We start from the raw sequence: 25,806 nt of genomic DNA on the forward strand, positions 1-25,806 counted from the left end.
TTTCCACCCATGGAAGTATTAAAATACGCCTATCAGCATCCACTACTAGAAGCAGCAGATTTAGAACAGATTTATCATGCTCATGAAAAAGTAAATTTGACCAAAGGAGATTATATCTTGGAAAAGGGTCAGATAGCCAATGAATATTATATTCTGGAGGACGGTTTAGTTCGTACCTATTTATACGATTATGAAGGTAATGAAATAACCACAGGCTTTACTGGAAAGAACGAAGTGGTCATCGAAGTGGCCTCTATTTTCCAAAGAATTCCTACCCAAGAATATATACAATGCCTTACCGATTGCTGTTTATGGAAAATCGATTATGAAAGCTTCCAGGATCTTTTCCATAAGATCCCCGCTCTTCGAGAATGGGGTCGCGCATGGATGGCATTTGAACTTTACCTCAGCAAGAAAAGGGCAACGGAGATGATCACCGAGCCTGCAAAAATGCGATACCTCCATCTGATGGAAGAAAAACCGCAGATCATACAGCAGGCACCGCTCAAGTTTATAGCCTCTTATTTAGGGGTTACCGACAGTTCCCTGAGTCGAATCAGAAAAGAGATCCTTAACGATTAATTTTATACATTTTATATTAACATGGAGTACTTTGAAGACCAAACCTTCAAGAACATTAATTTTCAAGAGCAGCCTTTTGCCAAGGCGGAATATGAATATTGCCGATTTGAACAGTGCAATTTTGAGGGGCTGAACTTAAACGAGGTTAAGTTTATAGATTGTATATTTACTGAATGCAATCTGTCCTTATCCAAGATCGAGCAGACCAGTTTCCAGGATGCCAAGTTCAAGAATTGTAAACTCTTGGGCATGCGGTTTGACAGTGCAAACCCTTTTAACCTGCAGTTGGAATTTGAAGGATGCAGTCTAGACCATAGCTCTTTCTTCAATTGCAACATTAAAGGAACGAAATTCATCAACTGCAGGTTGTTCCAGGTGGATTTTGAAAATGCGCAGCTAAGCAATGGCAGTTTTGATGGGTCGGACCTCAATGGAAGCCAATTTTTCAATAGCCAACTGGAAAAAGTAGATTTCCGTGGCGCGCAGAACCTACTTCTTGATCCAGACCAGAACAAAATTAAGGCAGCTAAATTTAGCTTGATCAGTTTGCCTGGCCTTTTGCAAAAACATAAAATTTCAGTTAGTCATTAAACTAACCAAAATATAAGAATAGTCCGCAAAGAAACCTTTCCGCATAAACCAAAAAAGAAATGGATTTTTCAGCTTGATTTTAGGGTTCTATGTTCAGCCTTATTCGAGACATGTTTTCAAATTTCCGAACATGTCTCGAATAAGGGTAAAGCTTGACTCGAAGACCGTGCCACTACAAATTTCCAAAATATAATTTTTTGGAATTGAAAAAAAATGCGGAAATCAGGCTCTTTTCGCGACTGTTCCAATGTCATATTTGGCTAATATCTCAACCAGACATTCTAAATCTCAGACATAATCCTTAAATTTAGGGATATGAAAATATTGGCATTTGGAGCGAGCAATAGCTCAGATTCAATCAATAAAAAATTAGTAAACAGTGTAAGTAAGTATTACAAGGAAATAGAAGACGAAATCCTCGTTTTAGATATCAACGATTTTGAACTTCCCCTATTTTCAAAGGACTTAGAAAAAGCGATTGGCATTCCGGAAGCTGCCCAAAAGTTTGCCGACCATATCGACTGGGCAGATTTCATCATCATCTCCTTTGCGGAGAACAATGGCAATTACAATGTTGGATACAAGAACTTGATTGACTGGATTTCCAGGATCAAAGGCAGGAAGGTTTTCCCCGAAAAACCGGTTTTTCTATTGGCAACCAGTGAGGGCGGCCGTGGAGGACAGTCCGTATTAGAAATTGCGACTGCCAGAATGCCTAGGGATGCTGCCCAGGTGTTGGAGACTTTCTCCCTGCCAGAATTCAGCAAAAACTTTGAAGAAGGGAAAGGTGTTATAAGCAATGTATTCAGAAGCCAATTGGAAGCAAAAGTCAGGAAGACAAAACGTCTGATGGCAGAGATATTAAATAAAGGACAACAGTAAAATTAAATTTTCAATATTATGGCAAAGAAAGTATTATTATTAGTTGGTGATTACGTAGAGGACTATGAAGCAATGGTTCCTTTTCAAGCAATGGAGTCTGTTGGGATTGAAGTAGACACCGCGGCTCCTGACCGCAAAAAAGGCGATGTTGTTCCTACGGCAGTCCATGATTTCACCGGAGATCAAACTTACAAGGAATTAAGAGGACACAACTTTGCGATCAACAAAGACTTTGACTCGATCAATACCGAGGATTACGATGGCTTGTACATTGCAGGTGGCCGTTCGGCTGAATATATCCGTTTAAATAAACGCGTATTGGAGATCACCAAGGACTTTTTTGACAAGGATAAACCTGTTGCGGCAATCTGTCACGGCATCCAAGTCTTGACTGCTGCCAAGGTATTACAAGGAAGGACATTGACAGCTTATGTGGCAGTGGGTCCAGACATCGAATTAGCAGGTGGTACTTGGAAAAACATCCCTGCCGACCAAGCAGTGGTTGATGGCAACTTGGTAACTTCTCCAGCTTGGCCTGGTCATCAGAACATCCTTAAGGAATTCTATAAGCTATTAGGCGTTAAGATTACTCTATAATGGAGAAAAAGAAGAAGAAAATATGGTTTATTGCCATACCATTGATTTTGATCTTGGGTTATTTCATTTACGATGCTTATTCCCAACCTTCCATTGAGGATCTGCCCGGTGGATTTGAAGAGGTGGCATTTGTACGCAATGAAAACAACAAAGGTGGAATCATCAGGATATACGCTGTGACTGTGAAGGATCCATTAAACGCACAGTATGATCAATGTGCCGATTTGTTCCCTGTAAATGACTATGGTAGTGTTACTAAGATCTATTTCTTTGACAAGGACAAACCATATCCTAGCAGTCTTCAACTAGAAGATCCCCATTACGACAATAGCAAGTATGAAGCTATCAATATATTAAGTCGTCGAGGTGTGAGTAAATAAATCATCAAAATATTAAATAAAGAAAGCTGCAATATTAAATTATTGCAGCTTTTATTGTTTAACGCAATATTATTTTCTTTTATAAATATTTATTTATAATTTTATAAAAATAAAACATTTAACAAACATTAATTTAACCTAAAGGTTGTTTTCGAATGATTATGAGCCAATCTGTCATTTGATGATACAGGAAAAAAGCTGTTGTTAAATTGCATTTTATTTATTGCGATTATAGTAGTAATGACAGCATCCAAGTTTTCTTGGATGCTCTTTTATTTAACAGCTACATCCTGCCCTCGCTATTTTCTTACGATATGGTCATATGAGACAATGTGTTATCAAATAGTTTATTTATTAATTATTATTTACAGTTATTTTAACTAATTTTAACCTTGAATTAATTGAAGATAATTATTAATCTGTAAACACATAAAAAGTTCGAGGGGAAAACTAACAAATTAGTATAAAAACCAAGTCTAATCGGGAAATTAAAGGGAAAATTTGAAGATTAAAATTTTGTTCCCTAAGCTCTCTGATTATTTAATAATTTGATATTAATTTATTAACTTTTACCAAATAAAGCTCGAACATCTTTGAGCTATGATGATAGATAGAGAAATGGCAAGCAAGTTTATCCCGAGAGATATCAGTTGGTTAAGTTTTAATGGTCGAGTTTTGCAAGAAGCTGCGGACCCAACAGTTCCCTTACATTTAAGAATTAAGTTCTTGGGTATCTTTTCCAATAACCTGGATGAGTTTTTCAGGGTTCGGGTTGCTGCGCTTAAACGGGCAGCTGAAATAAACACGAAAGAGTCCAATGGCTATTTCTACAAAGCTCCGGCAATAATTTTGGAGAAGATTACAGAAATCGTAATCAAACAACAACGCAAATTTGATAAGATCTGGAACCAGGTACAGCGTGAAATGGCCAAACAAAAGGTGTATATTAAGTCTGCGGAGGACTTAACTCCTACCCAACTTGAGTTTGTAAAGAATTATTTCGATGAAGAAGTAGAGACCAATATCATCCCCTTAATATTGGACGAAAGCAAACCTATGCCATACTTAAGGGACAAAAGTCTTTATCTTGGAATTGCCATGTACAAAGAGGAATGGCAATATGACACCAAATTTGCTATCATCGAGTTACCCTCAAGTCAATTGGGCCGCTTTGTAATCTTACCTTCTTCAAAAAATCAAAAAGATATTATCCTGATTGAGGATATTGTAAAAGTAAACTTACCCTACATTTTCTCTTATTTCGGCTTCGATGACTTTGTAGCAAACACCTTTAAGGTCACAAAAGATGCGGAGTTTGACTTGGACAATGATGTCAACACTTCCTTTGCCGATAAGATCAGTAAAGGGATCAAGACCAGAAGGAAAGGTAAGCCGACCCGTTTTGTTTTCGATCAGGAAATGGATCCTAAATTATTGGAATTATTGATCAAGAAATTGAATTTCAGCAAAAAAGACTCCATAATCCCTGGCCAGAAGATCCATAACTTTAAGCACTTCATGGATTTTCCAGATGTATTCAAGTCATATCAGAAACCTGAAGAACGTAGATCATTCGAACATCCTGATTTCACGGGTTATGATCGAGTGACCGACATCATCCAGAAGAAAGATGTGCTTCTCTCCTTCCCTTACCATGAGTTCCGTCCAATGATCGACCTTTTGCGTGAAGCCGCAATGGACCCTGATGTTAAATCTATCAAAACGACGATCTATAGAATGGCCAGCAATTCCAAGATTGCGAATGCCTTGGTAAATGCAGCTAGAAATGGAAAGGAAGTAACGGTGATGTTGGAACTCCGTGCAAGATTTGATGAAGAACATAATCTGGAGTGGAAAGAGCGCTTTGAGATGGAAGGTGTGAAAGTTTTGGTGGGGGTGCCGAATAAAAAGGTGCACGCAAAATTATGTATCATCAAGAAAAGAGTACAAAACAAGACCATACAATATGGATTTGTGAGCACCGGAAATATCAATGAAAAGACCGCAAAACTTTATGGAGATTATTGCCTGATGACCAGCAATAAGGGTGTAATGGCCGATATCAACAAGATATTCAATGCATTGCAAAAGCCTAAAATCCCAATCGAACAACAGATCCATCATAACAAGCACTTGATGATCTGTCCATACGATATGCGACAACAGTTATCGGCCCTAATCGATAAGGAGATCGCTGAAGCTAAGGCCGGAAGACCTGCGAGGATTATTATCAAGATCAATTCCCTGAGTGATAAGGAATCTATCAAAAAAATCTACGAGGCTTCCTCAGCTGGTGTTCAGGTCGATCTGATCGTAAGAGGAATATTCTGTGCTGTTAATCAGCGGAAATTTTCAGTACCCTATAATGCCATTAGCATTGTAGATGAATTCTTGGAACATGCCCGCGTATTTTACTTTTATGCCGCTGGAAAAGAACTGACCTATATTTCATCCGCCGATTTGATGACCAGAAATTTGGACCATCGGATCGAAGCAGCTGTGAAGATCAACAGCAAAAAGCTTAAACATGAGCTCCTGGATATGTTGGAAATTCAATTGCGGGATAATGTCAAGGCTAGGATCCTGAACAATAAACAGAATAATGAGTATGTCCACAACGATGAGCCGATCTGCAGATCCCAGATCGAGATCCATAATTATTTAATGGCAAAAGCTGTGGAACATGAGGTCAAAGAATTGGAAGCCCCTGTATTAGAACCGATAGAACAATAAACAAGATTTTTTATTTTGCTAATATTTTTAGTATTTTAGTAAAAATATTGGTGAGATGGAACATGGATTTATTTCAGGAAGAGGGGCACAAAAGAATATACACAATGTATTTTCTAGGCTGAGTTATACACAAGATCATATAGAAGGGATTGATGATTGGGAACAGGACATTCCAAATACCCAGTTTACCATTATCCATCCAAAAAGCATAGTCAACAAGGTTAGCAGTCCTGATGTGGGTATGGAATATTCCGCCAATCCATATCAGGGTTGCGAACATGGTTGCATCTATTGCTATGCACGGAATTCGCATCAATACTGGGGATACAGTGCCGGACTTGATTTCGAGAGCAAGATTTTAGTGAAGTCTAACAGTCCTAAATTGTTCCGGGATTTCATTACCCGAAAAAACTGGGACGGAACCCCTATCTCCCTTTCGGGCAACACGGATTGTTTCCAGCCATTAGAAAGGAAATTTAAGCTCACTAGAGCCATTTTAAAAATTGCTCTTGAACATGGTCAACCTATTGGATTAATTACAAAGAACAGCTTAATACTGCGTGATCTGGACATACTGAAGGAAATGGCCATGAAAAATCTATGTATGGTCTTTATTTCCATTAATTCCCTGACGAAAGAAACGCGATCCAAGATGGAACCTAGGACAGCTACTGCCCAACAAAGGCTCAAGGTGATTGAAACGCTTTCGAATAATGGCATCCCTGTAGGAATCATGTGCGCTCCAGTGATCCCTGGGCTAACTGACCATGAAATACCTAAGGTATTGAAGGCCGCGGCATCAGCTGGCGCAAAATGGGCAGGCTATACCGTTGTACGCTTAAATGGTGAAATTTCCAAGATTTTTGAAGAATGGCTGCATAAGGCCTACCCCGATCGTGCAAACAAGATTTGGCATAGCATACAAGCTTGCCATAACGGTAAAGTAAATGACAGTGAATTTGGCAACAGAATGAGAGGAACAGGTCAGCTTGCTGAAATAATCCGCAATAATTTCAGGCTGCATTGCCGAAAGTATAATTTGAACCAGAGCATGTTCGAATATGACCTCTCACACTTCAAAAAGCAACAAAATCCCCAATTAGACCTATTTGAAACCTTAGGTTAAGGAACGTTAAAGTTTTGTTAAAATAATGTTGTAACAGCTATGTTGCAGCCTGAATGGCATATCGTTTGGTCATAGTACAGTGATAAACTATAGAAAAACGATAAAATAATTTGCACTATGAAAAAATCAATGAAATTACTAAGTCTATTGTTTGTAGTATTGTTCGCAGTTTCTGCATGTTCAAAAGACGATGATCCAGCAGATAACGACATATTTGTGGATGAATACAGAGGAACCATCAGTTATGTTAACAAAAATGATAGTGAGAAAAACGTAGCGCCTACACAGGGTAAAGTAACAGTGACCAAAGTGGGTGGCTCAAATTACTCCTTTATCTTTGATAGTGACATTCCAGATATCTTGAATGTTAAAATGCAAAAGGGAGATAACAATAAATTGTTCTTAGAGGACGGGAAACTTGGACTTATCTCCATTGATGCAGATCAGTTGACAATTGGATACTCTTCTACTGATGAAGGAGAAACTTGGACAGCCAATTGTAAAAGAGACTAAAACTTCGATATATACAGATTAATTTAACTTGAAAAGAGCGATCAATATGATTGCTCTTTTTTTGTATAAGTAAGTATGATCAGTCTCTCTTAAGCTTTATAAGAAGAGTAATTTTAAAGAGATTGGAATTACTATTGATAAAGAGATTGTAATCCTCAGCATATTCCAAGAACAACCTACTTTCCAGTTGTTTGATCCGAGGATCATCTGCCTGATTGCTCAGGTAATGATTTACACGATTGCTGACCTCCAGACTTAGCTGCTGGCCCTTTACCTTTAACTTTATTTTCAGAGGGAAGCTAGACATGCTATTATACCCATTGACCATTGCATTCTGCACAATCGGAAAAAGCAACAAAGCCGGTATTTTCCCATCAGCATCTTCAATAGCTAGATCTACCATATGGTAATGTTCAGAACCAGAAAGTCCAGCATATAGGTCAATAAATTTTGAGAGCAGTTTACATTCTTCGTCAACCGAGTGAACGCTGCTTTTTGAAATGGCCAATACCTCCTGTTGATATTCTTGATATTTGCTTTTCAGGATCCCATCATCCGACGATTGGTTATAATAAAGTTTCGAAAGTTCTCTTTCTGTCTGTGCATTCAAAAAACTTAGCTCAGCATCTGAATTCAAGAGTTTGTATTCCAGCTCCTTGATGTTTTTCGAATTATTTTTCCAAAACATGGTTTTAGGTTAATGTATTTCTTTTTTGGTTTCCTTCTTGCCCTCTAAGCCACTCACACCACCTGAAACTACCAACTTCATGGCATCCGTAGCGGAAATATTCAATTTGGTCACTTTTTCTGAAGCAACCACAACAACCTGACCGGCAACGGAATAGGAATAAGGAAAATAAACAATCACTTCACCCGGAAGGTCAATGATATGTAAGTCTTTTTGGGTCAAGAAACCGATTTTCTTAAGCCCAAATTCATTGACTTCCACTAATACTGGTTCATTGAACTTTTTGGCATCCCCCACAAAGGCTTCCGTAAAATCCTTGATGGATGAATAAAGCGTATTGAACAATGGAATCTTACTGATGGTCCTGCTCAACCAATTCCGGATGGGTGCAGTAACCAAGGTGGTAAAAATAAAACCAATCAATGTTAATAAAAGAATGACAGACACAATGCCTAATCCTGGAATATAAAGCGGTTTACCAGTTTCATCGACCAAGAAGTGCTCTGTAATGTTCAATGCGCCATCTAAGGTGGCAACCAACCAGACAATGACGAAAATCGCCCCGGCAACAGGTGCTACAACCAATGTTCCTTTGATGAGGTAATAGAAGAATTGTTGAAAAAATTTTGTTATCATTTTTACTCGTAATAATAGACTCTTTTTACTCGACTTGAAATATTGACCAACAGTTCATACGGTATGGTACCGATATCGGAAGCTGCTTGCATTAGGTCTGGAAATACCAAGACCTCATCGCCCACCTGGACATCCTGTCCAGTAACATCCAACATACACATATCCATGCAGATATTTCCAACGGTTGGCGCTAGGAAACCATTAATTTGCATTTTTCCGACTGAATTACCAAATCTGCGGGCATAACCATCTGCATAGCCGATTTTTACCGTAGCAATCTTGCTGTCCCTGTTCAAGACTCCCTTCCTATCATATCCAACGGTCTCTCCTGCTGGCAATTCTTTGATCTGGGTTACGGTGGTTTTTAGGCAGCTGACCTGTTCCAGGTTCATAAGGTTTTTATCCATATCTACTCCATATAGCCCTATCCCCAATCGAACCATATCCAGATGCGCCTGCGGCCAACGGACAATCGCTGAGGTATTGGCCACATGCTTAATAAACTTATAGCCCAAACCATGTTCTAATTTCTGTGCAGCAGTAAGATAGCTTGAAATCTGCGATGTTGTGAATTCATCTTGATTCGGATCACCAGAAGCTACTAAATGGGTAAAGAAAGATTGCACCCGTACCTGTTTCTGTGATTTTAGTTTTTCTACCACGGCATCGATTTCTGATGGAAAGAAACCTAACCTATGCATGCCCGTATCCAATTTCAGATGGATCTTAAAATCATTGATCTTCTGTTCTTCTAAGAATTCAATAAATTCATGTAGAAAGTCCATACTATAGACTTCAGGTTCCAGATTATGTTGGATCAACGATTGAAAGGTATCTCGATCGGGGCTCAATACCATAATCGGCAAAGCAATTCCTGCTGTCCTTAATTCCACTCCTTCATCTGCAAAGGCAACAGTCAGGTAATCGACCTTACTGAATTGAAGCAGATTCGCCACTTCAAAACTACCACTGCCATAGGAGAATGCCTTGACCATCGCCATCAACTTGACATTCTTGGGGATCAATGAACGATATAACATCAAGTTATTGGAAATGGCATTCAGATTGATTTCCAATACCGTTCCATGCGACCTTAATGCCAATCGTTGGACAATGCGTTCAAATTGAAATTTACGTGCTCCTTTGATCAGAATGCTTTCATTACTTAGGTTTAATTCCGTCAGATGCTCGAGGAATTCTTCCGTCGTTGCATATTCTTTCATCAGATCTATTTCAATATCCTTTAACCAAGGATATTTGTTGCCAACCCAAATGAACTTTTGAAGTTCAGATGAGTTCAGCAATCCGATCAATTTCTGTTGCAGTTTTTCACTTTCAGCCAATCCTTCCATTTCAGAAAGAATGAGCGTTTTGCTGTTATGTTGGTTCTGTTGATTTAAAAATTCTAAGGAAATCTTAAGGGACGCCAGATCATTTGAATAAGAGTCATCGATAATCGAACTATTATTGATTCCTTTTTTCAATTGCAAGCGCATTTCCAGAGGCTTCAGGTTTTGTATCCTTTCCACGATGGTTTCTGCATCATACCCCATAAAATACATACATGCGATACAGCTCATGATATTTTCTATGGATGCACGGTCAGTGAAAGGGACCTGACAGATGCAGATCACCTCACCTATCCTGATTTTTAATTTACTGAGCTGATTATGGGTTTCCTCTTGGATCAATTGGATTTGGTCCCTATCTGTCCTTCCCCATGTAACCAAACGAATATTGGCATCGATCTGTTCGGTATCGATATAATCGGATCCCGCGATCAGGGTATCCACCTGGGAGAAGAGTTTCATTTTTTCCTTTAACTTCTCTTGTTTACTCGAGAAGTTCTGGGAATGTGCTACACCAATATTGGTGAAAATGCCAATATTGGGTTGGATCATCTTTTGCAGGCTAGACATTTCGCCAGGCTCACTGATACCGGCTTCGATTATGGCAAGATCATACTGTGGACCTAAATTCCAAAGTGATAGCGCAACCCCAAGTTGGGAGTTATAACTTTTAGGACTTTGATAAACTTTCTTTTCTGGAATCAACAGCTGGAACAACCATGCCTTGACAATAGACTTCCCATTACTGCCCGTTATCCCGATGATCGGGTACTGGAACTGATTTCTATGGTAGGCAACCAGTTCTTGCATAAATTGCAAGACGTTGTCGACCTGGATGACATTGACATCATTTTTACCCTCAAAAAAGGTGACAGGATTGGAGATTACGAAATTACGAATCCCCTTCTTGTAGGCATCAGGAATAAAATCATGACCATCACGAGTGGCTTTAAGGGCAAAGAATAGAGATTCATCAGGATTGTTTACCTTACGGCTATCGTATACTAGTTCGCTGATTTTAGACGATAAATCATTTGATATCAAAGGTCTTATATTTAATTCCTCGCAAATAAATTTAATAGTATACATGATTCTGCAAATAAAGAACGAAGTTCATCATTTTTTTTAAAAGTTCATCATTTTTTGAAGATTTGCATTATGGATGACCCTATAAGAAAACAAAAGACCTATACTCCCTTGGAAGCCAAGCGGAAAGCTGAATCCTATTGTGCCTATCAGGAGCGTTCACAGCAGGAAGTTCGTGACAAATTATATCAATGGGGCTTACATAGTAAGGATGTTGAAAATATTATCAGTTACCTGATCGAGAACAATTTCTTAAATGAGGAGCGTTTTGCGAAAGCCTATGTACTGGGCAAATTTAGGATTAAAGGTTGGGGCCGGATCAAGATCATGCAAGGATTGAAATTAAAACAGGTTTCAGCTCCATTGATTAAGAACGCGATGAAGGAGATCGACCCGAACGATTACTTTGAGAAATTGAGGACAATCATAGAGAAGAAATCGGCCTTAATTAAAGAATCAGACCCTTATAAACATAGAAACAAGCTGTATCAATATGCCTTGGGTCGAGGGTATGAAAATAATTTGATTTTAGAGATACTGAAAGACAATGGGTTGGAGGGATAATGAAATATTTTTGAAAAAATAATTTTAGGATTTCAATTTTCTCTCTATATTTGCACCACGTCAAGCGAAAGTAGCTCAGTTGGTAGAGCACAACCTTGCCAAGGTTGGGGTCGCGAGTTCGAATCTCGTCTTTCGCTCAGTTGCCTAGGTGGTGGAACTGGTAGACACGCAGGACTTAAAATCCTGTTCCCGTTAAGGGAGTGCGGGTTCGATTCCCGCCCTAGGTACAGATAGAAAAAAGCCGCTTATAGCGGCTTTTTTAGTATAACAGTAGTTAGTATTTAGTATTTAGACCTTAGATCCCCTATTCTTTCCATTAGAATTTTGCCTATCCTTAGTTTGATTTATTAAGTTTAGTCATATTAAAACTCCCTTCATTTTCCTAATTTTTTCCTTGATACTACATAGATAAAATCTATCGACACACATAGGAATCTTAAGTTTTATTTATCTATCTTTAGTTAAATTTAAAGGAGAGAGCAGGAATCTTTCTGCCAATTCTTATTGAGATTCAATTAAATACAATTAACCTTAAATAGTAAAATAGAAAATAAATACAGAGATATGGAAAATGGAAACGACATCAGCAAATGCCCTTTTCACAATGGATCGGCAAAACAGAATCTGACGGTTGCGGGCGGAGGTACCACGATTTCAGATTGGTGGCCGAAGAAATTAAAAGTTAGTTTATTGCGTCAGCATTCAAATCTATCTGATCCGATGGATCCGGATTTTGACTATGCAGAGGAATTCAAGAAATTGGATCTAGAAGCTGTCAAACAAGATCTACATGCCTTGATGACTGATTCTCAGGATTGGTGGCCTGCGGATTTTGGTCATTACGGCGGTTTATTTATCCGTATGGCTTGGCACTCAGCCGGAACCTACAGAGTGGGTGATGGTCGCGGTGGCGCTGGAACAGGTCAACAACGCTTTGCACCATTGAATAGCTGGCCGGACAACGTGAGCTTGGATAAGGCAAGAAGGTTATTATGGCCTATCAAACAGAAATATGGCAAGAAATTATCTTGGGCTGACTTATTAGTACTGACCGGAAATATTGCCTTGGAATCTATGGGGTTCAAAACCATTGGTTTCGCAGGTGGTCGTGTGGATGCATTTGAGCCTGATGAGGATGTATATTGGGGATCTGAAGATACCTGGTTAGGCGGTGATGTAAGGTATTCGCATGGTTCTGAGGGAATCGTGGACAAAGATCATGGTGTGCTATCTGGTGAAGAAAAGGCAGATGGCGAAGTGCATTCGAGAGATCTGGAGAATCCTTTGGCAGCTGTTCAAATGGGTTTAATTTATGTAAACCCCGAAGGTCCTGATGGAAATCCTGATCCTCTATTAGCGGCGAAAGATATACGTGATACCTTTGGCCGTATGGCGATGAACGATGAAGAAACCATTGCACTGATCGCTGGTGGTCACTCTTTCGGAAAAACCCATGGTGCTGGTCCAGCGGACAATGTTGGTAAAGAACCGGAAGCTGCAGGTCTAGAAGACCAAGGTCTAGGTTGGAAAAGTTCCTTTAATTCAGGAGTTGGTGCCGATGCGATCACTTCTGGACTGGAAGTAATCTGGACAGAAACACCTACACAATGGAGTAATAATTTTTTTGAGAACCTATTTAAATACGAGTGGGAATTGACCAAAAGTCCTGCAGGTGCATTCCAATGGGTGGCAAAAGATGCTGATGATGTTATTCCTGACCCATTTGACCCTAATAAAAAACGTAAGCCAACGATGTTGACTACGGATCTTTCCTTGAGATTTGATCCTATTTACGAAAAAATATCGCGTAGATTTTTAGAGAACCCTGATGAGTTCGCTGATGCATTTGCAAAAGCTTGGTTTAAATTGACCCATAGGGATATGGGACCTCGCTCCCGTTATCTTGGTCCGGATGTTCCAGCAGAGGAATTCCTATGGCAAGATCCGATTCCTGAGCTTAACCATGAAGTAGTTAATGAAGCGGACGTGGAAGACCTTAAAAACAAGGTATTATCTTCTGGTCTGAGTGTTTCTGAATTAGTTTCTACAGCATGGGCTTCGGCTTCTACTTTCCGTGGTTCTGACAAACGTGGTGGTGCCAATGGTGCACGTGTTCGCCTAGCTCCTCAAAAAGACTGGGCAGTGAACAATCCAGCACAATTGAGTAAGGTATTATGTGTACTGGAAAACATCAAAGACCAATTCAACCAAGCTCAAACTTCAGGCAAGCAGGTTTCTATTGCTGATTTGATTGTTATTGCAGGTAATGCAGGCGTTGAAAAAGCGGCAAGAGATGCTGGAAATGAAATCAAAGTTCCATTTACTCCAGGTCGTATGGATGCTTCACAGGAGGAGACCGATGTGGAATCTGTAGGCTACTTAGAGCCTATCGCTGATGGCTTCAGAAACTACAAGAAAAGGAAATATACATCTAGCACTGAAGAATTATTGATCGACAAAGCGCAATTATTGAACCTTACAGCTCCTGAACTAACCGTTCTATTGGCAGGTATGCGTGTATTGGATACTAATTTCGACGGTTCTAAGGATGGGGTGTTCACTAATCGTCCTGGTCAATTGACAAACGATTTCTTAGTGAACTTGCTAGACATGAATACCGCTTGGAAAGCAGCTTCTGAGGACAAAGAACTATACATTGGTTCTGACCGTAAAACCGGCCAACCGAAATGGACCGGAACTAGAGCCGACCTAGTCTTTGGATCAAACTCTGAATTGCGCGTGGTAGCTGAAGTTTATGCAAGTGCTGATGCACAAGAGAAATTCGTTAGGGATTTCGTGAAAGCATGGACCAAAGTGATGGATGCTGATAGGTTTGAGGTTTAGTATTGAGATTTGAGATGTGAGATATGAGATAGAAACCGGCAATTTAAGACGACACAGGGTTGGACAAATATCTAGTGTCTAGTGTCTTTTGTCTATTTAATAGATATAATATAGTTGACACGGTTAATATCTCAATACTCAAATCTCATATCTCAATGCTGTTGCTATAAAATAGAAAAGAGTGGAATTCTTCCACTCTTTTCTATTTTATAGCAACATAAGTTTCCAGGCCTCTTCTATCCTACCTTGATTGAGGAATTCTTTGGCTTTAAGGAGTTGATGGGTAATGCGGGTATTTTCATCGCCGATAAAGGCATTTAATAGCTCTTGGATTTCGGGTTCGTATTTGAAGCTGTCGATTTCCTGGTCTGATGGGATCTGATCAATGCTGGCTAATTGCTCTAAATCTTGGGCATTGAATACCCCTGATGAGCTGATAAAGTTTGGAATATCTGATTTTTGCATAAATAATGGTTCAAAAAAAAGCTGAACCTTGTAAAGTTCAGCTTTTATGCATGAAATGCAAAGTATTAAATCTTTTCGATAATCTTATCTGCGAATTCGGAGGTTTTAAGAAGGGTTGCTCCTTCCATCAAATTATAGAAATCTACGGTAACCGTTTTGTCTTTGATGGTTTTTGCCAATGCACCCACAATAGCATCAGCCGCTTCTATCCAGCCCATATATTCCAGCATCATCACCCCACTAAGGATAACCGATGAAGGGTTCATGGTATTGGTATTTGCAAACCTTGGTGCCGTACCATGGGTTGCTTCAAAGATGGCGTGGCCAGTTTTGAAGTTAATATTGGCTCCAGGAGCAATACCAATTCCACCTACCATGGCCGCTAATGCATCGGAAATATAATCTCCATTTAGATTCAGAGTGGCAATCACGTCATAATCCTGTGGTGCCAATAGGATCTGCTGCAGGAAGTTGTCTGCAATGATATCTTTAATAATCAGTTTGCCGGCTTGTTCTGCTGCTTTTTGTTCAGCATTTGCAGCATCCTGTCCATCTTTAGCTTTGGTTTGTTCCCATTGGTTCCAAGTATAAACCTGTTCAGAGAATTCCTTCTCCGCCAATTCATAACCCCAGTTTTTAAAGGCACCTTCCGTATATTTCATGATGTTACCTTTATGGACCAGTGTTACGGATTTACGACCTTCTGCTAAAGCAAACTCAATTGCAGCGCGGATAAGTCGTTTTGAGCCTTCCTCAGAGACAAACTTCAAACCTACTCCTGTACTGTTGCTGAAATTGTAATCGACGTTTAGATCATTCTTAAGAAAATCTTGGATCCTTTTGGATTCAGCGGTTCCTGCTGCAAATTCAATCCCTGCATAGATATCTTCTGTATTCTCCCTGAACACAACCATATCAACTTTCTCAGGATGTTTTACTGGTGAAGGGACGCCCTCATACCACTTGGTCGGACGCTGACAGACATATAGGTCTAGTTCTTTTCTCAAAGCCACATTTAAGGAGCGAATCCCGCCTCCAATAGGCGTAGTTAATGGACCTTTGATACCAACTAAATATTCCTTGAAAACCTCTAAGGTCTCTTCTGGCAACCAGCTTCCGGTTTCATTAAAAGCCTTTTCACCGGCTAGGACTTCTTTCCAATTGATCTTGCGCTTTCCAGCATAGAGCTTTTGAACTGCTGCATCAAAAACCCTGACTGAAGCTTTCCAAATATCAGGTCCTATACCATCTCCAATAATAAAGGGAATGGTAACCTGATCAGGAACTAATAATTTACCTGTTGAATCTATACTGATCTTATCTGACATAATAATCTGATTATTTGTTATTTTTCTTTACTAAACATATTTCCAATTTCACGACTGATCCTTCTAAAGATCGGCGCAGTTTGGATATCCTCGTATTCGTCAATATGTTGGTCCTCAAGTCGAGAAGGAAAGATTAATAGTAAGTTTTGGTTTTTATAGTACTTCCCTACTCTTTTTGCAAGACCATCGAGAGAATCTCGATATGAAACATCGCCATACCTAGCAGACACAAAGACTAACATGGAATCTGCATTGCTGAATGTCGCCAATCCATAGATATTGTCCCAATCTTCATAATGTTCAAAGGTAGATGGAACACTTGATTTCAAGGATTCCAACATTTGAATAATGGCCTGATGACTTCTATGATTACATACGAAGGTAATAGGCAGAGACAATTCGGATGCCAGCTTGGTCATTTTCTCCATCCAATAAGCAAATCCCACTTCGGACTCTGCCAATGGCGGCACAAAAACGGTAATGGACTTATTGGTTATGAATGGTTTCTCTATCCTGCACATCATTAAAGTTGAGTCTGTTCGGTTCAGGATACTTTCGGTTTTTTCACCGACAATCTTCTCAACAAAACTCGTTGCGCTTGGCCATCCCAAGATCAAACAGTCTGCAAAAGCTTCTTTTGATGCCCTGCTGATTCCGTTTGCAATATTGAAATCGACCTTGGTCTGCAGTTCAACCTCAGTCTCAGACCCTGAAGCATATCTGGCCATTTTGTCCAGGTTCTGTCTGGCTTGGTTCAAGTTTCTTTCTGCCAATTCATCGTTCGGAACAACGCTCAGAATATTCAATGGATGTGGGGACTTCTTCGATTTGACTAGTGTCGCAAAATCCAAGATAGCCTCCATATTATTCAAGTTTGCAATAGGGATGACAATCTGTTCATCATGTTCCTCCACATGCTCGATATGCTCCTCATGCTGCCTACCTTCCAATACAATTTTCTTGGAGGCATTTTCAGTAACTATGGAAGCAATGATACAGCTGACAAGGATCAGGATAATGGTTCCATTCAATACATTCTCGTCAATGATTTGGTTGTTGTATCCGACCATGATAATCGCCAAGGTAGCTGCCGCATGGGCATTGCTTAGGCCGAAGATCAGGTTTCTTTCGTTTGTGGAATATTTAAACGCCCATTGGGTTGCTGTTGCCGCTAGGAACTTTCCTACTATACCCACAAGGGTCAGGGCTCCGGCAACATAAAACACCGTCAATCCGGTGCTATTGGTGATTACCCCAATATCAACGATCATCCCTACGGAAATCAAGAAAAATGGGATAAATATTGCGTTTCCAATAAACTCGATTCGGTTCATTAATGCTGATGAGTGCGGGATAAGTTTATTTAATGCCAACCCGGCAACGAAGGCCCCAATGATGGGTTCAAGGTTTGCCATTTCTGCTAGGAAAGCCGCGAAGAAAACCACGGTAAGGACAAAGATATAGTGACCTGTTTTTTCACTTTCCACCTTTTCGAAAAACCATTTCGCGATTTTCGGAATGACGCCAAACATGATAAATAGGAAGATCGCAAAGGAAATCCCTAAAGTAACCCAGAATTCATTGTTGATCTCGCCTTGTGAGGCTCCTTTGATAACTGCTAAAATAATCAACACCGCAGTATCCGTCAGGATGGTACCGCCAATGGTGATCGCAACAGCCTCATTCTTTGAAATACCATAACGGTTTACAATGGGATAGGAAACCAGGGTATGTGTCGCAAACATGCTGGCAATTAGGATACTGGTAAGCAAGCTATAGTCCAATACATAATAACAGACTGGAAACCCTATGGAAATCGGAATTATGAAGGTAAATAGACCGAACATGGCAGATTTGTGCTTGGTCTTTTTGAATTCGTTCATATCCAGCTCTAGACCTGCGATAAACATGATATAAAGCAAGCCTATGGTAGAAAAAAGGTCTACAGCGGAGTTCTTTTCTAACCAATTCAGTCCATGCGGGCCAATGATCATCCCCGAGATAATCAGTCCAATGATGCCTGGGACCTTGATAGGTCTCAACAAAATGGGTGACAATAAAATAATGAAGAGTACTAGAGAAAATATAAGCACCGGATTAGTTAGTGGTGCTTCGAACGCGTGGATTAAGTGGTCAAAAATTTTATCGCTCATATAATTATTTCTGTAAGTCAATACAATTGAAAACTGAGATTGTTTTCATCGGAAAGATAATGAAAATTAAGGTAAATAATGATTAGGACCAGTAATTCGGTAAGAATGTTACTTGAACTGTATGGTCTTGATCGGCGATATTCGCGAGATCAACATGGATGGAATAAACAATGTCACCAATGCAATGGCAATGAGCGAAACATTTAACCATAACACCGCCATCCATGATATTTCCATCGGCACAAAGGATACATAATAGATGCTTGGATCAAGCTTAAAGAAATGCGTACTGGTCTGAAAAGCGTATAAACCTAAAGCAATAAGGTTTCCGAGTACCAGCCCATAACCAATGAGGTACAGGGAATTGTAAAGAAAAACTGTTCTGATCTTCGTATTTCTCATACCCAAGGCCTTAAGCATACCGATCATCGGAGATCTTTCCAAAATAGAGATCAATAATGCTGATATCATATTGATGACTGCCACAACCACCATTAAAACGAAAATAATATTATCGTTCATATCGAGCATATTCAGCCAATTGAAGATATCTTGCATTTGCATCACCACATTGGTCGCAAAAAGGCTGACACCTAAATTATTGTTTAGGTCATCTGTCGTATTAAAGAGTTGATTGAAGTCCTTAACCCGGACTTCGTATCCCCCAGCTTGATCTTCTTCAAGATTATTCAGCCTTCTGATCAATGGAAGAGAACCGATCACGTAAATTTTATCCAGTTCTTCGGAATTGGTAGAAAAAATACCTTTGACAACAAATTTTCGTTTCCTTACTGGCTCTTGGATAAAGTACATGATAAAGGATTCACCAACTTTTAGATGAAGCCTATTGGCCATCAAAGAGGAAATCAATAATTGATTATCGGCATCCTCAGCAGAAAAGTTAATGGTATCCCCTTCCAGGATGGTTTTGGATAGAAAATCTTGGTCATAATCTTTATCAATCCCTTTCATCAGCACCCCTTCTACTTCACCTTTAACATTCATGATACCAGCTTTGGTAGCAAATGGATAAACGTCTAAAACATTGGGATTTTGCTTGATTCTTGCAATTTGTTTTTCGTCTAAGGAGATTGGAGAATTGACATAAGAGTCGTTCTGTTCATTCTTGAGGATGATTATATCCCCAAAGAACCCCCTTTGCTTTTCCGTTATTTCGCTTTTAAACCCATTGAGGATTGCCACGGCAAGAATAATAGCCATGATAGCCAAGGCCAAGGCACCTATAGTGACGCGCACAATTAGTTTGGAAAACGTACGGTTTCCTTCAAGTGTGATCCTCTTGGCTAAGAAATATGGAAAATTCAAGCTTAAATTAAATTTGTAACTTCGCAAAGTTAATAAAATTTGTCGTCCAACAATAAGGATGTCCACGCATCCTTAAGGTAATTTATTCATATATGCGTATTATATTTATGGGCACCCCGGACTTTGCAGTTGCTTCATTGAAAGCATTGATCGATGCGGGTGAAGATGTTGTTGCAGTAGTTACTGGTCCAGATAAGCCAGCAGGAAGAGGTCAGAAAATCCACGAATCAGCTGTAAAGCAATTTGCAGTATCTCAAAACATCCCTGTTTTACAACCTTTGAAATTAAGGGATCCATCATTCTTGGAAAAATTGAAATCCTTTCAAGCAGACTTGCAGGTGGTCGTAGCATTCAGGATGTTGCCAGAAATGGTTTGGAATATGCCAGCAAATGGAACGATCAATGTCCATGCCTCTTTATTGCCAAATTACCGCGGTGCAGCTCCGATCAATCACGCCATCATCAATGGTGAAAAGAAATCTGGAGTGACGACATTCCTATTGCAACATGAAATCGACACTGGAAATATTTTGTTTTCTACCGAAGTTGCCATTGCTGATACGGACAATGCGGGAGACCTGCATGACAAATTGATGGTTGCTGGAGCTGAACTGCTGATCAAAACAGTGAATGCGATAAAAGAAGGCAATGTCAATCCAATCCCTCAGGATGATTTAGGAGAAAACGCAGAATTGAAACATGCTCCAAAAATCTTTAAAGAAGACTGCCTGATCGACTGGAATAAAAGCACAGCAGAGGTTTACAACTTAATTAGGGGCCTAAGTCCCTATCCAGCTGCATTTACCCATTTAGATGGCAAGGTTTTGAAGATCTTTGCTGCAGAGAAAGAAATTACAGCACACAATGATTTGGCAGGTTCCTACCATTCGGATGGAAAGACTATGATGAAATTTGCAACTCGAGATGGTTACCTAAAACTTTCTGAAGTACAAATAGAAGGAAAAAAGAGAATGTTAGTTAGTGATTTTCTTAGGGGCTTTCGTCTGGACAAATTGTCGGATTAATCTTCTACATATTTAAATATATCACCAGGCTGACAGTCTAAGGCTTTGCAAATCGCATCCAAGGTACTGATTCGGATGGCTTTAGCCTTTTGGTTTTTGATAATGGAAAGGTTGGAAAGTGTGATACCAACTTTTGCACTCAATTCATTCAGAGACATTTTTCTCTGAGACATGATTTCGTCTAAATGAACAATTATAGGCATAACAGATCTATTTTTGCTTTTGAATAATATTATTGAAGAAAACAAATCATGTTTGGATTTGTTTTATATCGAGAAAAAGGAAAATGAAATAAGCAAGCAAAATTAGTTAAATGTGTGTTAAAAACTTGAAAATCGACGAGATTGACAGCTTTTTGGAATGATTTTTGATGTTAGTATAACATCAACTCACCACAGATAACTAACTCATAATGAGTTAATAAATTACAATAATATTAGAAATAATTGGGATAAATTCGTTATGTTTGCAAACATTTCAGAAAAGAAAGGTTTATATATTTAGATGAGACAGCTCAAAATTACACAATCCATCACCAACCGTGAATCGCAATCACTTGATAAGTATTTGCATGAAATCGGCAAGGTAGATTTAATTTCGGCAGAAGAAGAGGTTATTCTAGCTCAAAGAATTCGTGAAGGTGATCAGGTTGCTTTGGAGAAATTAACAAAAACCAACTTACGTTTCGTTGTATCCGTTGCAAAACAATACCAGAATCAAGGATTAACCTTAGGGGACTTGATCAACGAAGGAAACTTAGGCTTAATAAAAGCAGCAAAGAGATTCGATGAGACAAAAGGGTTTAAGTTTATTTCTTACGCAGTTTGGTGGATTCGTCAATCAATTTTACAGGCAATTGCTGAGCAATCTCGTATCGTTCGTTTACCATTGAACCAAGTAGGGTCCTTAAGCAAAATCAGCAAGGCCTTCTCAAAATTGGAGCAAGAATATGAGCGTGAACCATCTCCAGAGGAATTAGCGGACATTTTGGAAACGACCGTTGACAAAGTGTCGGATACATTAAGCAACTCTGGACGTCACGTATCTATGGATGCGCCATTTGTGCAAGGTGAAGAAAACACCCTATTGGACGTATTGGAAAACAGCGACCCTGACACAGACAGTTCATTAATCGATGAGTCCTTATCGGAAGAAATCAAAAGATCGTTAGCTACTTTGACAGAGCGCGAAAGAGAAATCATTGTATTGTTCTTCGGATTAGGTTCAAACCATCAATTGTCTTTGGAAGAGATTGGAGAGAAATTCAGCTTGACTAGAGAGCGTGTGCGTCAAATTAAAGACAAGGCGTTACAGCGTCTAAGACACACCTCTAGAAGCAAGATCCTAAAATCATACTTAGGATAATAAAAGACTTTATGATTTAACAATAGGGATGCGCAAGTAAAATTGCGCATTTTTTGTTTAATATATTATCATTGAAAACAAAAAAAGCCTAGTACGTTATGTACAAGGCTTTTTCCTTTCGAAATAATTTTGTTATTTCTTATGTAATTGTTCGTATAAGTCAATTACCTTTTTTTGCAAATCGATTACTTCAACTTCGCGTGCTTGAAGACGCTTTTGAAGCTCGTTTACTTCATTCTGAATTTGTTTATCTTCTTCAGGGTCTGAAGTAGACAACAATTGTACAAGAGATAGTCCAAACAATTTAGAAATTTGGTTTAATCTCGATAAATTGACATCAGTAATTCCTGTTTCAATCTTAGAAAAAGCGGGAATCGAAATATCTAGCCTTTTAGCTACATCCTCCTGACTCCATCCTTTTTGATGTCTAAGTAATCTAATTTTTTTTCCTAATGCATTCATGGGTAAAATGTAAAATATTTATTTATTAAGTAATTATCAAATTTAAACAAATAAAGTAAAATTCAAAATCCCATTATTAAAATTTTAAAAAAATTCAGAAAGAATGTTAAAAATTTCTCAAAAATTTATCTGCAAAACTACTCATATTTACCCCATTGTAGTTGTTTGAACTCATAAACAGCAAATTATAACCATTTGACTTAAATGTCTCCAAAAACTCTTCTAAATCAGGCATTTGCGTGATTACTTGGAAGGAAGGATGATTAAAAGCTTCAGTTAGACGCCAAATTAAGTTATCTAAAGCAATATTTTTTTCCTTTATAAGCGAAGTATTAACGAATACGACAGCGAAATCTGATTCATTCATTGAATTTGCGTATTCCGTAATAAACTCAGAGTCAAGACTGTCATAGGCATTTAATTCGATGACGGTCACCAATGCCTGATTGGGGAATTGTTCCTTTACAGCATGTATGCTGGAGCGCAATTTACTTGGGGTGTGCGCGAAATCTTGGTAAACCACACTACCATTCTGACTAGCAACGAATTCCAGATACCGAATGGAGCTCTTAAAATCTTGAATTGCCTCATAAAACTCATCCCGCTTCACTCCTAGCCATTCACAAACCGTAAATGCACCGGCTATATTGGATAGATTATGCTTTCCGAAAACCTTTAATGGGATGTTTTCGTCAGCGACATGAATGTAAGTTACCCCCTTATTGATTGTATATTCCGGCAGCTTATAACCATGGCGATTTATTTTGATGTCCATGGTCCTTTCAACCACTTCTCGGGTGTTTTTATCGTCCTTGTTATATATTAGTGTGCCTTTTGGTACAATCGTACGGATAAAGTCCTCAAACTGCTTAAAATATTCTTCTTCTGTGATAACAGTTTTAAAGTGATCCCAATCAATACCACTAATCAAGGCGATATTGGGTTTATATTTTAAGAATTTTGATTGTTTATTAACTGCAGAGGCATAATACTCATCTCCTTCAATAATCATTAAATTATTTTCAGGATTCAATTGCAGAAGGTCATCAAAACCTTCCAATTGGGCTCCGACTAAATAGTCGAAATTACGTCCTAACTTTTTCAGGACATGCATGATCATACTGGTGATCGTTGTTTTTCCATAAGTACCGGCGATGACAACACGTGTTTTCTCGGCACTTTGCTCATAAACAAATTCGGGGAAGGAATAGATCTTGATCCCTAGTTCCTTGGCTTTTTGAAGTTCAGGATTATTTTCATCGGCATGCATCCCCAAGATTACAGCATCGATATCCTCTGTGATCTTCTCAGGGAACCAACCAAGCTCTTTCGGCAACAAACCAGCTTCACGAAGCTGTGATTTGGAAGGCTCTACGATTTGATCATCAGAACCAGTGACTTGATGGCCTTGTTCAGCTAAATTAATAGCTAAATTATGCATGATACTTCCGCCTATGGCAATAAAATGAATGCGCATTTAATTTGCTTTAATGAATTTGGCTGCACACCAGGTATCCAGCACTTTTTTATCTACAAATTGAAAGCCTAAGCCTTCGGCTTTGTTTTTTAAGATATCTAAATCCTCGCCGTCATAAAATCCAGAGATATATAACTCACCTGAATTTTCAAGATCGGCATAATAAACATCAAATTGATCCATTAAGATGTTCCTATTGATGTTTGCCAAAATTGAATTGAATTTTTTACCTTCAATCGCTTCTTTAGACCCTAATTTAGCTTCAATATTATCAACTTGGTTCAGAACCTTATTTTCCAATACACTTTCTACACAAATAGGATCAAAATCCACTGCAAGGATATTCGACGCCCCTCTTTTGGAGGCTAATATCGCCAAGATGCCGGTTCCACAGCCCATATCTAAAACAGACTTCCCTTCAAAATCGTTTTCCAGGATAAAAGAAAGCATCATGGACGTCGTTTGGTGGTGACCGGTTCCGAAGGACATCTTCGGATCAATAATGATCTGATAAGGGTATTCGGGTTTATCTTCATGGAAGGTCGCCCGAACATAACATTGATCATCAACTACAATTGGACTAAAATTACTTTCCCAAACTTGGTTCCAATTCTTGTTTTCCAATTCATTGACATCATAGGAAATGTCATAACCTACTGCTTCGACAAGCAAAGCCGTCTCAAGAGCCTGGATATCCAGGTTGGCAGCTGGAATATAGGCAACAAAACCTTGGTCTTGATCCTCAAAGGTATCAAAACCAAGATTTGCCAATTCAGCTATTAGCAAATCCTTTTGCCATTCCTCCATATTAGAGGATGTAAAAGTAACTGCTGTATACTTCATATTTTAAGCGTTAAAAACGTTAATAATTTGCAAGAAATCACGTGATTTCAAGGATGCACCGCCGATCAATCCACCATCGATGTCAGGTTGAGAGAATAGGCTCTGTGCGTTAGATGGGTTTGCACTACCACCGTAAAGAATGCTAGTATTATCAGCAACCTCTTGACCAAACTGATCAGCCAAAGTCTGACGGATATATGCATGCACCTCTTGAGCTTGCTCAGGGCTAGCAGTCAATCCAGTTCCGATTGCCCAAACCGGTTCATAGGCCAATACGATATTTTTAAAAGCTTCAGCGTCCAAATGGAACAAGGCTTTGCTCAATTGTGTTTTGATCACCTCAAAATAAGAACCGGATTCGCGCTCATCTTTCGTTTCACCGATACAGAAAATAGGCTTTAAATTATGCTTAAGTGCAGCATCAACCTTTTCAGCCAAAAGTTCATCCGTTTCACCGAAATAAGCACGGCGTTCCGAGTGACCTAAAATCACATATTCAGCACCTGTAGATTTTACTTGAGACGCAGAAATCTCACCAGTATAAGCACCAGATTCATGCTGATTGATATCTTGAGCACCAACTGATACATTCTTGGTAGAAGCACTTAATTTAGAAATTGCTGCCAAATGGATAAATGGGCTACATACAACGACTTCTTGGTTACCAATGACCTCGTCTTTCACCATATTTACGATCTCTGAGAACAAGCTAATACCTTGCTCATAGTCCATATTCATTTTCCAGTTTCCAGCTACAATATTTTTACGCATAGTGTTTTGTATTTATTATA

At 39.1% G+C, this 25,806-nt stretch carries 24 protein-coding genes and 2 tRNA genes; 14 read left to right on the forward strand and 12 right to left on the reverse strand.

Going from position 1 to position 25,806, the window contains the following annotated elements; genetic code table 11:
- Positions 1-9: 9 nt before the first annotated feature.
- From CKW03_RS10970 to CKW03_RS11005, 8 genes are all read left to right on the forward strand, one after another.
- Entirely contained in the window at positions 10-582 is a 573-nt protein-coding gene (locus tag CKW03_RS10970) for a Crp/Fnr family transcriptional regulator (protein WP_093096743.1), read from the forward strand.
- Between the two features lie 21 nt (positions 583-603).
- Positions 604-1,173, forward strand: a complete 570-nt coding sequence (locus tag CKW03_RS10975) for a pentapeptide repeat-containing protein (protein WP_093096746.1) — start codon at positions 604-606, stop codon at positions 1,171-1,173.
- Positions 1,174-1,488: 315 nt separating this feature from the next.
- Positions 1,489-2,055, forward strand: a complete 567-nt coding sequence (locus tag CKW03_RS10980) for an NADPH-dependent FMN reductase (protein WP_093096749.1) — start codon at positions 1,489-1,491, stop codon at positions 2,053-2,055.
- Between the two features lie 18 nt (positions 2,056-2,073).
- On the forward strand, positions 2,074-2,652 hold the full coding sequence (locus CKW03_RS10985) for a DJ-1/PfpI family protein (RefSeq protein ID WP_093096751.1): 579 nt from the start codon (positions 2,074-2,076) through the stop codon (positions 2,650-2,652).
- Positions 2,652-3,032, forward strand: coding sequence for a hypothetical protein (locus CKW03_RS10990; RefSeq protein ID WP_093096754.1), 381 nt, complete (start codon positions 2,652-2,654; stop codon positions 3,030-3,032). The genes CKW03_RS10985 and CKW03_RS10990 overlap by 1 nt, the downstream gene beginning before the upstream one ends.
- A gap of 600 nt (positions 3,033-3,632) precedes the next feature.
- Complete coding sequence (ppk1, locus tag CKW03_RS10995; protein WP_197700928.1) at positions 3,633-5,765, forward strand: polyphosphate kinase 1; 2,133 nt, start codon at positions 3,633-3,635, stop codon at positions 5,763-5,765.
- A gap of 55 nt (positions 5,766-5,820) precedes the next feature.
- Positions 5,821-6,891, forward strand: coding sequence for a PA0069 family radical SAM protein (locus tag CKW03_RS11000; RefSeq protein WP_093096756.1), 1,071 nt, complete (start codon positions 5,821-5,823; stop codon positions 6,889-6,891).
- A gap of 117 nt (positions 6,892-7,008) precedes the next feature.
- Positions 7,009-7,404, forward strand: a complete 396-nt coding sequence (locus tag CKW03_RS11005) for a hypothetical protein (RefSeq protein WP_093096759.1) — start codon at positions 7,009-7,011, stop codon at positions 7,402-7,404.
- A gap of 79 nt (positions 7,405-7,483) precedes the next feature.
- On the opposite strand, the gene CKW03_RS11010 is transcribed toward CKW03_RS11005, so the two are convergent.
- The 3 genes from CKW03_RS11010 to CKW03_RS11020 are packed head-to-tail and all read right to left on the reverse strand — an operon-like array spanning position 7,484 to position 11,166.
- Positions 7,484-8,092 carry a hypothetical protein gene (locus CKW03_RS11010; RefSeq protein WP_093096761.1) on the reverse strand — a complete coding sequence of 203 codons (609 nt, stop codon included), beginning with the start codon at positions 8,090-8,092 and terminating at the stop codon, positions 7,484-7,486.
- Between the two features lie 9 nt (positions 8,093-8,101).
- Positions 8,102-8,728 (reverse strand): DUF502 domain-containing protein, encoded by a 627-nt coding sequence (locus tag CKW03_RS11015; protein ID WP_093096764.1) that lies wholly within the window; start codon positions 8,726-8,728, stop codon positions 8,102-8,104.
- A 2-nt stretch (positions 8,729-8,730) separates the two neighbouring features.
- Positions 8,731-11,166: a bifunctional UDP-N-acetylmuramoyl-tripeptide:D-alanyl-D-alanine ligase/alanine racemase gene (locus tag CKW03_RS11020; protein ID WP_093096766.1), complete on the reverse strand. Its 2,436-nt coding sequence runs from the start codon at positions 11,164-11,166 to the stop codon at positions 8,731-8,733.
- Positions 11,167-11,235: 69 nt separating this feature from the next.
- Here CKW03_RS11020 and CKW03_RS11025 point away from each other — a divergent pair, with 69 nt between their 5' ends.
- The 4 genes from CKW03_RS11025 (at position 11,236) to katG (ending at position 14,571) form a co-directional block, all read left to right on the forward strand.
- Positions 11,236-11,727 carry a regulatory protein RecX gene (locus CKW03_RS11025; RefSeq protein WP_093096769.1) on the forward strand — a complete coding sequence of 164 codons (492 nt, stop codon included), beginning with the start codon at positions 11,236-11,238 and terminating at the stop codon, positions 11,725-11,727.
- A gap of 64 nt (positions 11,728-11,791) precedes the next feature.
- Positions 11,792-11,864 (forward strand) — tRNA-Gly (locus CKW03_RS11030).
- A 5-nt stretch (positions 11,865-11,869) separates the two neighbouring features.
- Positions 11,870-11,954 (forward strand) — tRNA-Leu (locus CKW03_RS11035).
- Between the two features lie 337 nt (positions 11,955-12,291).
- Positions 12,292-14,571, forward strand: coding sequence for a catalase/peroxidase HPI (gene katG / locus CKW03_RS11040; protein ID WP_093096771.1), 2,280 nt, complete (start codon positions 12,292-12,294; stop codon positions 14,569-14,571).
- 207 nt (positions 14,572-14,778) lie between these two features.
- Here the strand turns inward: katG and CKW03_RS11045 are convergent, their stop codons facing one another.
- The 4 genes from CKW03_RS11045 to CKW03_RS11060 form a co-directional block, all read right to left on the reverse strand.
- A complete protein-coding gene (locus CKW03_RS11045; RefSeq protein WP_093096774.1) occupies positions 14,779-15,036 on the reverse strand; it encodes a hypothetical protein in 258 nt (85 codons plus the stop codon).
- 65 nt (positions 15,037-15,101) lie between these two features.
- Positions 15,102-16,364 carry an NADP-dependent isocitrate dehydrogenase gene (icd, locus tag CKW03_RS11050; protein WP_093096776.1) on the reverse strand — a complete coding sequence of 421 codons (1,263 nt, stop codon included), beginning with the start codon at positions 16,362-16,364 and terminating at the stop codon, positions 15,102-15,104.
- A 17-nt stretch (positions 16,365-16,381) separates the two neighbouring features.
- Positions 16,382-18,517, reverse strand: coding sequence for a cation:proton antiporter (locus CKW03_RS11055; protein WP_093096779.1), 2,136 nt, complete (start codon positions 18,515-18,517; stop codon positions 16,382-16,384).
- Positions 18,518-18,625: 108 nt separating this feature from the next.
- Positions 18,626-19,843 carry an ABC transporter permease gene (locus CKW03_RS11060; RefSeq protein WP_169918998.1) on the reverse strand — a complete coding sequence of 406 codons (1,218 nt, stop codon included), beginning with the start codon at positions 19,841-19,843 and terminating at the stop codon, positions 18,626-18,628.
- A 92-nt stretch (positions 19,844-19,935) separates the two neighbouring features.
- Here CKW03_RS11060 and fmt point away from each other — a divergent pair, with 92 nt between their 5' ends.
- Entirely contained in the window at positions 19,936-20,868 is a 933-nt protein-coding gene (fmt, locus tag CKW03_RS11065) for a methionyl-tRNA formyltransferase (protein WP_093096781.1), read from the forward strand.
- On the opposite strand, the gene CKW03_RS11070 is transcribed toward fmt, so the two are convergent.
- Positions 20,865-21,071: a helix-turn-helix domain-containing protein gene (locus CKW03_RS11070; RefSeq protein ID WP_093096784.1), complete on the reverse strand. Its 207-nt coding sequence runs from the start codon at positions 21,069-21,071 to the stop codon at positions 20,865-20,867. The genes fmt and CKW03_RS11070 overlap by 4 nt on opposite strands.
- A 301-nt stretch (positions 21,072-21,372) precedes the next feature.
- Between CKW03_RS11070 and CKW03_RS11075 the strand changes: the two genes are divergently transcribed.
- Positions 21,373-22,233: a sigma-70 family RNA polymerase sigma factor gene (locus tag CKW03_RS11075; protein WP_093096797.1), complete on the forward strand. Its 861-nt coding sequence runs from the start codon at positions 21,373-21,375 to the stop codon at positions 22,231-22,233.
- Between the two features lie 132 nt (positions 22,234-22,365).
- On the opposite strand, the gene CKW03_RS11080 is transcribed toward CKW03_RS11075, so the two are convergent.
- From CKW03_RS11080 to tpiA, 4 genes are all read right to left on the reverse strand, one after another.
- On the reverse strand, positions 22,366-22,695 hold the full coding sequence (locus CKW03_RS11080) for a helix-turn-helix domain-containing protein (RefSeq protein WP_093096800.1): 330 nt from the start codon (positions 22,693-22,695) through the stop codon (positions 22,366-22,368).
- A gap of 106 nt (positions 22,696-22,801) precedes the next feature.
- Positions 22,802-24,172: a UDP-N-acetylmuramate--L-alanine ligase gene (locus tag CKW03_RS11085; RefSeq protein ID WP_093096802.1), complete on the reverse strand. Its 1,371-nt coding sequence runs from the start codon at positions 24,170-24,172 to the stop codon at positions 22,802-22,804.
- Complete coding sequence (prmA, locus tag CKW03_RS11090; RefSeq protein WP_093096805.1) at positions 24,173-25,015, reverse strand: 50S ribosomal protein L11 methyltransferase; 843 nt, start codon at positions 25,013-25,015, stop codon at positions 24,173-24,175. It lies immediately after the preceding gene.
- A 3-nt stretch (positions 25,016-25,018) separates the two neighbouring features.
- Complete coding sequence (gene tpiA, locus CKW03_RS11095) at positions 25,019-25,786, reverse strand: triose-phosphate isomerase (RefSeq protein WP_093096807.1); 768 nt, start codon at positions 25,784-25,786, stop codon at positions 25,019-25,021.
- Positions 25,787-25,806 lie beyond the last annotated feature (20 nt).

The organism is Sphingobacterium mizutaii (assembly GCF_900187125.1).
In the GTDB taxonomy this organism is placed as follows: Bacteria; Bacteroidota; Bacteroidia; order Sphingobacteriales; family Sphingobacteriaceae; genus Sphingobacterium; species Sphingobacterium mizutaii.